The sequence below is a fragment of the Micromonospora sp. genome (assembly GCF_048594385.1).
Classification (GTDB): Bacteria; Actinomycetota; Actinomycetes; order Mycobacteriales; family Micromonosporaceae; genus Micromonospora; species Micromonospora wenchangensis.
Genome location: NZ_JBMDWU010000212.1, coordinates 1 through 9,707 on the forward strand (window position 1 = coordinate 1; position 9,707 = coordinate 9,707).

10 protein-coding genes are annotated in these 9,707 nt (G+C 73.7%); 1 reads left to right on the plus strand and 9 read right to left on the minus strand.

The genetic code is table 11. The features are described from left to right. Positions 1-90: 90 nt before the first annotated feature. Genes ACOJTC_RS11495 through ACOJTC_RS11520 form a run of 6 tightly spaced genes read right to left on the minus strand, consistent with a single transcriptional unit; the run spans position 91 to position 6,086 of the window. The gene (locus ACOJTC_RS11495) at positions 91-1,671 is read right to left on the minus strand and encodes a hypothetical protein (RefSeq protein WP_420116837.1); all 1,581 of its coding nucleotides are present in this window, start codon (positions 1,669-1,671) and stop codon (positions 91-93) included. After that, positions 1,671-1,994, minus strand: a complete 324-nt coding sequence (locus ACOJTC_RS11500; protein WP_420116838.1) for a YciI family protein — start codon at positions 1,992-1,994, stop codon at positions 1,671-1,673. Before ACOJTC_RS11500 ends, ACOJTC_RS11495 begins: the two co-directional genes overlap by 1 nt. Further along, positions 1,991-3,313: a hypothetical protein gene (locus ACOJTC_RS11505; RefSeq protein ID WP_204923384.1), complete on the minus strand. Its 1,323-nt coding sequence runs from the start codon at positions 3,311-3,313 to the stop codon at positions 1,991-1,993. Before ACOJTC_RS11505 ends, ACOJTC_RS11500 begins: the two co-directional genes overlap by 4 nt. Positions 3,314-3,356: 43 nt before the next feature. Beyond that, positions 3,357-4,181 carry an SDR family NAD(P)-dependent oxidoreductase gene (locus ACOJTC_RS11510; RefSeq protein WP_420116839.1) on the minus strand — a complete coding sequence of 275 codons (825 nt, stop codon included), beginning with the start codon at positions 4,179-4,181 and terminating at the stop codon, positions 3,357-3,359. After that, the gene (locus tag ACOJTC_RS11515; RefSeq protein WP_420116840.1) at positions 4,178-5,158 is read right to left on the minus strand and encodes an alpha-ketoacid dehydrogenase subunit beta; all 981 of its coding nucleotides are present in this window, start codon (positions 5,156-5,158) and stop codon (positions 4,178-4,180) included. Before ACOJTC_RS11515 ends, ACOJTC_RS11510 begins: the two co-directional genes overlap by 4 nt. Continuing rightward, complete coding sequence (locus tag ACOJTC_RS11520) at positions 5,151-6,086, minus strand: thiamine pyrophosphate-dependent dehydrogenase E1 component subunit alpha (protein ID WP_420116841.1); 936 nt, start codon at positions 6,084-6,086, stop codon at positions 5,151-5,153. The genes ACOJTC_RS11515 and ACOJTC_RS11520 overlap by 8 nt, the downstream gene beginning before the upstream one ends. Positions 6,087-6,216: 130 nt before the next feature. On the opposite strand from ACOJTC_RS11520, the gene ACOJTC_RS11525 reads away from it, so the two are divergent. Then, positions 6,217-7,347 (plus strand): mandelate racemase/muconate lactonizing enzyme family protein, encoded by a 1,131-nt coding sequence (locus tag ACOJTC_RS11525; protein ID WP_420116842.1) that lies wholly within the window; start codon positions 6,217-6,219, stop codon positions 7,345-7,347. Positions 7,348-7,412: 65 nt separating this feature from the next. On the opposite strand, the gene ACOJTC_RS11530 is transcribed toward ACOJTC_RS11525, so the two are convergent. From ACOJTC_RS11530 to ACOJTC_RS11540, 3 genes are all read right to left on the minus strand, one after another. Further along, positions 7,413-7,763 (minus strand): L-rhamnose mutarotase, encoded by a 351-nt coding sequence (locus ACOJTC_RS11530; RefSeq protein ID WP_204923379.1) that lies wholly within the window; start codon positions 7,761-7,763, stop codon positions 7,413-7,415. A 79-nt stretch (positions 7,764-7,842) separates the two neighbouring features. Further along, the gene (locus tag ACOJTC_RS11535; RefSeq protein WP_088644292.1) at positions 7,843-8,676 is read right to left on the minus strand and encodes a carbohydrate ABC transporter permease; all 834 of its coding nucleotides are present in this window, start codon (positions 8,674-8,676) and stop codon (positions 7,843-7,845) included. Next, on the minus strand, positions 8,673-9,632 hold the full coding sequence (locus ACOJTC_RS11540; RefSeq protein WP_204923378.1) for a carbohydrate ABC transporter permease: 960 nt from the start codon (positions 9,630-9,632) through the stop codon (positions 8,673-8,675). The genes ACOJTC_RS11535 and ACOJTC_RS11540 overlap by 4 nt, the downstream gene beginning before the upstream one ends. Positions 9,633-9,707: the final 75 nt, after the last annotated feature.

Genomic DNA, 9,707 nt, shown 5'->3' on the forward strand with positions numbered 1-9,707 from the left:
CACCCCGGCCGGGCGCCCCCGCCCGGGGGGTGGTGGGGGCCCCCCCCCCGGGGGGGGGGCCCCCCCCGGGGGGGGGCCCCCGCACCGGCGTCAGCCGGCGGCGTAGGCGTACCGCGAGGTCCGCTCGGCGAGCCAGAGCCACCGCCGCCGCACCTCGCCGCTGGTGGCCGCGACCATGCCGAGCGCGTCGGCGGACACGGCGGCCAGCGCCGCACCGGTCGCCGCCGGATCGTCGAGCAGCGCCGCACCGTCGCGGAACGCCTCCGCCTCGGCCCCGCCGCCGAACCGGGGCGCGACCTCGTCGCGCCAGAAGTCGGCCCAGGCCAGCTCCGGGTTCCAGGAGAACCGGGCGTACGCCAGGTAGCTGATCTCGGTGGTCGGGTGGTAGGCGGACGGCTCGGCGAAGATGGTCAACCCGCGCATCCCGGCCGCCCCGGACCGCCCGGCCATGTCGGCGTACATCTCGGGGACCCAGGAGTGGCGCTGCCGGTTCCACTGTGAACCGGCGTGGGTGCGCAGCACGTTCGTGGTGTGCGGGAGCCGCTCGACGTGCGCGGCGGTCAACCGGTCCCGCTGGTCGTACCAGAAGGCCCGGTTCACGCAGTACTGGTAGGCGACGTCGTCGGGCAGGTCGGCCAGGGGCTTCTGGGCGTCGAGGTCGAAGATGTTGTCCCAGTACACCTCGACGAGGTGGCGCAGCGGCACCCCGGCCGGGCCGGGCCGCCGGGCGGTCGCAAGCAGCGTCGGGTACACCGACCGCATCGCCTCGTACGACCAGGAGGTGCGCTCGCCCCCGGTGCGGGCGGCGCACCGGGCGCAGGCGCAACTGCCGTAGTCGCCGGTCTCGAAGTTGATCCCGCCCACCGGCAGGGTGTCGAGCAGCCAGTCGATGGCGTCGCGGTGCCAGGCCAGGTTGTCCGGCTGGGACGGGCAGGCCGCCATCATGTACTCGCTGGCAGGGAAGTGCAGGTCACCGAACTCGTCGATGTCGAAGCCGACCTTCTTCGGCAACTCGGCGGCGAGGTCGGGGCGTTGCCGCAGCCAGGTGGCCAGGTTGTAGCGGTGCCGGCCGTCGAAGTAGATCCCGCCGTAGGCGTTGATCCCCACCCCGGCGATGATCCGCACACCCCGGGCGTTGGCGTACTCGCACAGGTCACGGGCCGCGGCGACCCCGCCGTGGGCGTCGCGCAGCAGCCCGTACACGACGATGCCGCCGATGCGTTCCCGCGAGCAGAAGTCGACCAGGCGGCGGTAGTCGGCGCCGAACGCGTCGGCCGACTTCGCGTACGGGTTGAGCGCGCCGATCTCCTGCTGACCGAGCTGACGGGTGTCCCAGTTGGTGGAGTGGTCCCAGGTCCACAGGGTGCGCAGCGGCAGCCCGGGGGCGCTCACCGTGCTGCCCACCGGCAGCCCGGCGGGGGTGGCGGCGGCGACCAGGGCGCGGGCGGCGTACACCAGGCCGGCGAACGGATCGCCGACGAGCCGGATCTCACCCTGTTGCGGCACCTCGACGCGGTGGCCGCCCTCGGGCAGCGCCGGGTCGGCGACGAACCGGACCGGCACCGCGTCGGCACCGCCCTCACCCCACGCCGCGCGGAGCAGGTCGGCGGCGAACGGGGCGTGCTCGGCGCCGAGCACCCGTACCCCGGAAAGCTGGCGGAACGACGTCATCATGACCTCCCGATGGTCGGTGCGGTGGCGGCCAGGTAGTCGACCACGTCGATCGCGGTCCACACCCCGTGCCGCCAGTAGGGGTCCTGTTCGAGGTGGGCGCGGGCGGCGGGCGCGTCGGCGGCCCGCAGCACCAGCACCGAGGCGCGCAGGTCGGCGTGGGCCCCGACGACGAGGGCGGTGCCGTCGGCGAGCAGGTCGCGCATGTGCGCCAGGTGCGCGGCCCGGTACGGCTCCCGCCGGAGCGCGGCGTCGGCGGCGAAGGTGGCGGTGACCAGGTAGGTTGGTGTGAAGCGCAGCTCCCCGGTGGCGGTGTGGCTCACGTGTCGGCTCCGATGGCGCCGAGCAGCCGCTGCATGGCGACCCGGTAGACGGTCTGCGGGCGGCCCGCGCCGGTGCTGACGTGCACCCCGACCTCCTCGGCGAAGCCGGCCGCGCGTAGCGCGTTGAGCAGCCGGCGGGCCGAGCGGGCCTCCACCCCGTACGCGTCGGCGAGGCCCCGGGCGGTGATCTGGTCGGGGTCCATCTGGTGCAGCGCCTCCAGCAGCCGCCGGGTGGACAGCGGGCCGATCCGGAGCTGCTCGGAGACGCGCAGCATGCCCGGGCCGGTTTCGCGCAGCCGGGGACGCACGGTGGTCTGCCGGCTGGAGTGGACCTCCCCGTCGGGGAAGACCACGTGGGTGTCGCCGCTGTGCCGGCCCAGTGCGAGGGCCTTGCGGGCGTTGTCCTCGGCGGCGGCGATGGTGGTGCCGGCGCCGAAACCGACGGCGTGTTCGACGTCGACGCCGCGCAGGGTGAGCAGGGAGGCGTGCCCGTCGCGGTGCCGGGCCAGGGCGCTCTCCACGGTGCCCCGGGTGGTGGTGATCAGCATCGTCCGGTCGTCGACGGTGGCGAGCCGGCCGCGCATCCGTTCGGCGTGTTCCAGCAGCGCCTCGCGGACCCGTAGCCGCTGCCGTTCGGCCTGGTACGGGTCCTGTGCCCGCTGGGTGGGGGCACCGAGGTCGACCATCATGACCGCGATCTGGGTGGCCCGGGACTGGCGTACCTCGGCGGCGAGCCAGGCCCGGCGCAGCGCGTCGCGGACCGATGCCCGGGTGTGCTCGACACGCCACACCGGCACCCCGCTGTCCTCGAGGTCCCGGTGCACCGCGCCGAGGCAGGTCAGGCACGCCTCGACCGCGCCTGAGGCGTACCGTTCCCGGTGGTAGGCGGTGATCTCGTCGAGGCCGGAGAAGAGCAGCCCGGACGAGTCGGCGATGGGCAGGATCTCGGTGGGCGGCTCGACCTCGATGTCGTGGTACGTCTCCCGGACGGTCTCCGCCTCGATGGTGTCGACGCTGACCCGGGGCAGTCGTCCGCCGGTGGCCAGCAGGATCCGTGACAGCGTGCGGTAGAGGTCGATGCCGGCGTGCCGGACGTAGTCGATCTCGGCGCGCAGTTCCCCGGTGGCCGTGGCGAAGGCGTACGGGATGCGCCCGGTGAACAGCAGCACCTGGCACATCTCGTCGAGTTCGCGGGCCAGGTCGGGGGCCTGCTCCGGCCGGGTGTACGCGCGGGTGGTGATCGCCTCCGCACGGCCCTCCCCGGCCGCGACCTCCCGGACGAGCCGGATCGAGTCCTCCGGGCCGATGATGCCGATCACAATGCCTCCACGTGGTGTGCCGCTGCCCTGGTGGGTGGGGTGCTCAGCCGGTGCAGACCGTGCCGGTGAGGCCGGCGCTCGCCGACGACGCCAGCAGGACCAGCGCCGAGGCGACGTCCTCGGGGCGGCCCAGCGCGGCTTCGACGGCGGCGATCCGTCCGCCGTCGGCGCCGTTGGCCCGTGCCTCGGTGAGCGACCGCCGCATCAGTGGCGTGTCGATGTCGCCGGGGCAGAGCGTGTGCACCCTGATCCCCTGTGGACCGAGTTGGCGGGCCAGTGTGAGCGCCAGACCGTGCAACCCTCCCTTGCTCGCGCCGTAGGGTACCGAGCCGGAGCCGGTCTGCACGCCCGCCTTCGAGCCGACCAGCACGAGCACCCCGCCGTGGGGGAGCAGGTGCCGGGTGGCGTGCTTGGCGACCAGGAACGGCCCGGTGAGGTTGACGGCGATGACCTGGGCCCAGAGCGCGACCGGCACGTCCCGTACGTCGAGGCCCTGCCCGCGCATCACCCCGGCGACGTGCAGCACGGCGTCGATCCCGCCGAGGTCGGCGGCGGCGGCGTCGAGCGCCGCGGCGACCTCGGTCTCGATGGTGACGTCCACCCGGTGCGCGCAGGCCCGGCCGCCGGTGGCGCGGGCCTGCTCGGCGGCGGTGTCCGCGCCGGCGGCGTCGGCGTCGAGCACGGCGACCGCCGCGCCGGCCGCAGCGGCGGCGGCGACGGTGGCCCGGCCGATGCCGGACGCGCCGCCGACGACCACCACCCGCCGGCCGGCGAGCAGGCCGGCGGGTGCGGTGCCGGCGCCTTCCGCGCCGGTCGGCGGGTGCTCGCCGGGGGTGTCCGTGGCGGCGGGTGGGACCGTGTCGTTCACGCCCGGACCGTCCGGCGGACGGCGTCGGCGACGGTCGCCGCCTCGGGCACCACGACCGCCTGGAGGGCGGGCGCGGCGGGCATCGGCACGTCCGGGGCGGCGACCCGGGCGATCGGGGCGCGCAGGTCGGTGAAGCACTCGGTGGCGGCGCGGGCGGCGATCTCCGCGCCGAAGCCGCCGGTCAGGTTCGCCTCGTGGGCGACGACCAGCCGTCCGGTGCGGGCCACCGACGCGGCGACGGTGTCGAAGTCCAGCGGGTTGAGCCAGCGCAGGTCGACCACTTCGACGTCGATGCCCTCCTCGGCGAGGGTGCCGGCGGCGTCGAGGGCGGCGGAGACCATCCGGGACCAGGCCACGACGGTGACGTCGGTGCCGGGGCGGACCACCCGGGCTCCGCCGACGGGCTCGACCGGGGCGTCGGTGCGCACCTGACCCCGGGTCGGGTAGAGCATCCGGGCCTCGGCGACCACCACCGGGTCGTCGCTGACCACGGCGGTGCGCAGCATCTGGTACGCGTCGTCGGGGGTGGCCGGCAGGGCGACCCGCAGGCCGGGGGTGTGCGCGAAGTACGCCTCCGGCGAGTGGGAGTGCTGGGCGCATGCGCCGGGGGAGTAGCCCTGCTGCATCCGGATCACCAGCGGGGCCTTCCACCGGCCGGCGCTGGAGTAGTGGATGGTGGCGATCTGGTTGACGATCTGGTCCATCGCGACGAACGAGAAGTCGGCGTACATGATCTCGGCGATGGGGCGCAGGCCGGTCATGGCCGCGCCGAGGGCCATGCCGAGGAAACCGGTCTCGGAGATCGGGGTGTCGAAGATCCGTTCGGAGCCGAACCGCTTGTGCAGCCCCTTGGTCGCGCCGAACGGCCCGCCGGGCAGCGCGACGTCCTCGCCGAAGTAGATGGTGTCGGTCCGGCTGTCCAGGGCCCAGGTGAGGGCGGCGTTGACGGCCTGGATGTAGCGCAGCGACTCAGACATAGACGTGCTCCTCGGCGGTCGCCGGGTCCGGGTGGGGGACGGCGCGGGCGGCGGTGACGGCGGCTTCGATCTCGGCGGCCACCTCGGCGTCGATGGCGTCGAGCCGGGCGGTCAGGTCGGCGTCGGCGGCCTGGCGGATGCGGGCCAGGGGTTCGCGTTGCCGGGCGGCGGCGATCTCGCCGGCCGGGCGGTAGTGCTGGGCGTCGCCGCTGTAGTGGCCGACGAGGCGTTCGGTCATCGCCTCCACGATGGATGGGCCGGAGCCCTCCCGGGCCCGGTCGACGGCCTCGGTGACCGCCTCGGCGACTGCGTCGGGGTCGTTGCCGTCGACCACCCGGGCGGGCAGGCCGTAGCCGGGGGCCCGTTCGGCGAGCTGCCGGACGCGCACCATGTCGGAGATCCGGGACATCTCGGAGTAGACGTTGTTCTCCACCACCAGCACCAGCGGCAGGTCGAGCACGGCGGCGAGGTTGAGCGCCTCGTGCACGTTGCCCTGGTTCATCGCGCCGTCGCCGATGCTGACCACGCTGACCGCTCCGCTGCCGGTGCGCTGGGCGGTGAGCGCCGCGCCGGTGGCGATCGGCACCCCGGCGCCGACGATGGAGTTCTCGCCGACGAACCAGCGTCCCGGGTCGGACAGGTACGGCGAGGCCGCCCGTCCGCCGCACAGTGCGGAGTCGCGTCCCATCATCTCGGCGAACAGGCCGGCGAGGTCGACGCCGCGGGCGATCGCCCAGCCGTGGCCGCGGTAGGTGGCGGTGACGTGGTCGCCGTCGCGCAGCGCCCGGCACGCGCCGACCGGGATGGCCTCCTGGCCGTTGCACAGGTGGATCGAGCCCGGGATCTCGCCGGCGTCCTTGAGGGCGGTCAGCCGCTCCTCGAACCGGCGGATCCGGGCCATCAGCCGATAGTCGTCGAGCTGCCCCATCACACCCCCAGAGATAATTGAGCCCTATTCCGGCTCGTTGGTTGAGGAGCCTAGACCAGCAGTCCAGGGCTATGGAAGAGTGCACAAGCAAGTTTGTGGCCGTTATTGGTCTCTAATTGGGGGAGTCGGCATGGAGATCGTCGAGGTGGAGTCGGCGGTACGCGGGGACGCGCACTTCGTCCAGGTACGCACGTCCGACGGGCGGACCGGGGTGGGCCAGTCCGCGTGCTGGGGATACCCCGACGCGGTGCACGCCGTGGTGCAGACGTTCCGGCCGTACCTGCTCGGGGCCGACCCGGACCGGATCGAGCACCACTGGCACCACCTCTACCGGATGGGCCCGTTCCGGGGCTCGGTGCTCACCGCCGCCGTCTCCGCCGTCGACCTGGCGCTGTGGGACCTGCTGGGCAAGCGGCTCGGGGTGCCGGTGTGGCAGCTGCTCGGCGGCCGGGTGCGCGACCGCATCCGGCTGCACCTGCTGCTGCCGGGCACCGGCGCGCAGGCGCTCGCCGAACAGGCCGCCGCCGCGGTCGCCGACGGCTTCACCGCCGTGAAGTTCGACCCGCTGCCGGCCGCCTACGGCGACCTGTCCCAGGCCCGGCTGGTGGCCGAGACCGAGGCCACCACCGCCGCCGTCCGCGACACCGTCGGCCCGGACGTCGACCTGCTCATCGAGCTGCACCGCAAGCTCACCCCGTTGCAGGCGCAGGCGGTGGTGCCGGCGCTGGCCCGGCACCTGCCGCTGCTGGTCGAGGACCCGGTCCAGATCGACAGCGTGAGCAGCCAGGCCGAGGTGGGCCGGCGGGCACCGCAGGTGCCGATGGCCAACGGGGAACGGCTGCACACCATCTGGGAGTTCAAGGAGCTGCTGGCCCAGGCCGGCGCACAGTACGTCCGGCCCGACGTCGGGCTGGCCGGCGGGCTCAGCCACGCCCGTAAGATCGCCGCGCTGGCCGAGGCGCACCACGCGGCCGTGGTCACCCACAACTGCCTGGGCCCGCTGCTCACCATGGCCTCGGTGCAGCTCGACACGGTCATCCCGAACTTCGTCACCCAGGAGTACTCGCCGTTGGACGACCAGCTCGCCGACGGTCCGGCACGGGCCTGCGTCCGCCGCGAGGGCGGGTTCCTGCCGGTGCCGCAGGAGCCCGGCCTGGGCGTCACCCTCGACCTGACCGACACCGGGCCGCTGGACCTGACCGGCCGGCCGCTGACCCGCATCCCGCTGCGCGCCGACGGTTCGGTGGCGTACGCGGTCTGACGGCGGGCACCGCGACGGCCCGGCGGGGACCTCCCCACCGGGCCGTCGCGGCACGGTCGCGCCGCTCACGGCGGCGGCTGCCCCGGATGGTGGAACACCGGGTACGCCCACAGCGGCTCGCCGTCGGCGTCGGCGATCTCGGCGAACAGCTCCGACAGCGACGCCGTCCAGCGGGCCTGCACCGGCGAGGCGGCGGTCACCGCGCGGGCCTCGGCGAATCCCCGACGGGTACGCAGCACGCAGATCAGCAGCAGGTCGTGCCGGTAGATGTGGTAGTCGTAGACGCCGGCCTCGTCGAGCAGCGCGGACAGCTCCGGCCACACCCGGGCGTGCCGCCGCTCGTACTCGGCCTGCGCGCCGGGGCGCAGCCGGTAGAGGTGGCACACCTGCTCACCCGGCCCGGCCGCCCCGCTCACCGTCGCCCCCGCCGCAGCGGCCCGGCCGGCGTCACCCGGTTGCGGCCGGCCGGCGTCACCCGGTTGCGCCCGGTGGGCGTCACTTGCCGGAGCCGGCGAGCGCGCCGGAGACGAGTTGCCGTTGGAAGACCAGGTAGACGATCAGCACCGGCAGCAGCGCCACGATCAGCCCGGCGCTGACCAGCGGCACCGACACGTCGTACTGGCCGCTGAGCAGGGAGACGCCGACCATCAGCGTCTTGCTGTCCGAGCCGCCCATGATGACCAGCGGCAGCAGCAGGTCGTTCCACATCCAGACGAAGTTGAAGATGGCCAGCGCCGCGATGGCCGGGGTGGCGATCGGGGCGAGCAACCGGAACAGGATGGTCAGGTGTCCCGCGCCGTCGACCCGGGCCGCCTCGATCAGCTCGTCGGGCACCTGCTGGAAGTAGCCGGCGAGCTGGTAGGTGCCCAGCGGCAGCCCGAACGCCGCGTACGCCAGGATCAGGCCCTGGTACTGGCCGGACATGCCCAGGTCGAGCACCGTCTGGTACAGCGGGTAGATGATCGCCTGGCTGGGGATGGTGAGCGTCACGATGATCAGCAGGAAGACCACCTTCCCGCCCCGGAACCGCAGCTTGGTCACCGCGTACGCGACCAGCAGGGCGGCGAGCACCGACAGCACCAACCCGCCGAGCGTGGTGACCAGCGAGTTGAGCAGCAGCCGGGGCATGTCCATCCGGCGGAACGCCTCCAGGTAGTTCTCGAAGGTGATCCCGGCCGGCAGGCCCAGCGGGTCGTCGGCGAAACCGGACTGGGTCTTCACCGAGCTGACCACGGTGAACAGCAGCGGGTAGATCGCCGCGACGGCGACGACGACCAGCGCGAACGTCAACAGGTAGCGCCCGATCCGGGCGAAGTGGCGCGGGTTCATCGCGGCTTCCGGGTCCCCTCGGTGAACATGTGCCGGACGCTGAAGATGGACAGCACGGCGACGAAGACGAACAGGGCGATGCCGATGGCCGAGCCGTAGCCACGGTCCAGGAACTGGAAGGTGGTGAGGAAGACCAGGTACTCGGGGAGCATGGTGGCGTCCCCCGGGCCGCCCTGGGTCAGCGCGTAGATCAGCGGGAACAGCCAGATCAGCACGCCGGAGGCGCACAGCACGCTCCAGTACGCCACGGTCGGGCGCAGCATCGGCACGACCACCGACCACAACCGCCGGAAGAACCCCGCCCCGTCCAGGTAGGCCGCCTCCAGGGTCTCCTCCGGGATGGTCGCCAGGCCGGCGAGGTAGGTCATCACGCCGAGCCCGAAGAAGCTCCACAGGGCGACCGCCACCAGCGAGAACAGTGCGCTGTAGCGGCCGTTGAGCCACTCGATCGCCAACGGTTCCAGGCCGACGAAGCGCAGCAGGGCGTTCAGCGGCCCGTCGGGGGCGAGGATCTGCCGGAACATGATGCCGACCACGATCGGCGCGATGGTGTACGGCACGAAGTACACCGCCCGGAAGAACTTCCACCCGGGCGAGCGCTGGTGGATCAGCAGCGCCAGGATCAGCGGGAGCACGATCCACACCGGCAGGGTGGCCACCACCAGCAGCGCGTTGCGGAAGCTGGTGAGCACCATCGGGTCGTCGAACATCCGGGTGTAGTTGTCCGCCCCGGCGAACTCGCTGCCACCGAAGCCGCTCGACGACTCGAAGCTGGTGACCACCCCGCGGACCAGCGGCACCAGCTTGAACAGCACGGCCAGGACGAGGGCGGGGAGCACCAGCGCGGCACCGAGCCACCACTCCCGGGCCCGCCCGGGGCGGGGCGGCCGGCGGGTCGGCGCGGGCGGGGCGTCGGCGCCCACCGGGTCCGACACCGGCGCGGTGGAGATCGTCATCAGGGTTCCTCTCCCCGGGTCGGGGGGGGGGGGGGGGCGGCCGGCCGCCCCCCCCCCCCCCGGGGGGGGGCGCCC

Bases quoted from the DNA above. Each gene is read 5' to 3' on its own strand.
- ACOJTC_RS11495 (WP_420116837.1), bottom strand. From the start codon at position 1,671: ATGACGTCGTTCCGCCAGCTTTCCGGGGTACGGGTGCTCGGCGCCGAG.
- ACOJTC_RS11515 (WP_420116840.1), bottom strand. From the start codon at position 5,158: ATGTCTGAGTCGCTGCGCTACATCCAGGCCGTCAACGCCGCCCTCACC.
- ACOJTC_RS11520 (WP_420116841.1), bottom strand. From the start codon at position 6,086: ATGGGGCAGCTCGACGACTATCGGCTGATGGCCCGGATCCGCCGGTTC.
- ACOJTC_RS11525 (WP_420116842.1), top strand. From the start codon at position 6,217: ATGGAGATCGTCGAGGTGGAGTCGGCGGTACGCGGGGACGCGCACTTC.
- ACOJTC_RS11535 (WP_088644292.1), bottom strand. From the start codon at position 8,676: ATGAACCCGCGCCACTTCGCCCGGATCGGGCGCTACCTGTTGACGTTC.
- ACOJTC_RS11540 (WP_204923378.1), bottom strand. From the start codon at position 9,632: ATGACGATCTCCACCGCGCCGGTGTCGGACCCGGTGGGCGCCGACGCC.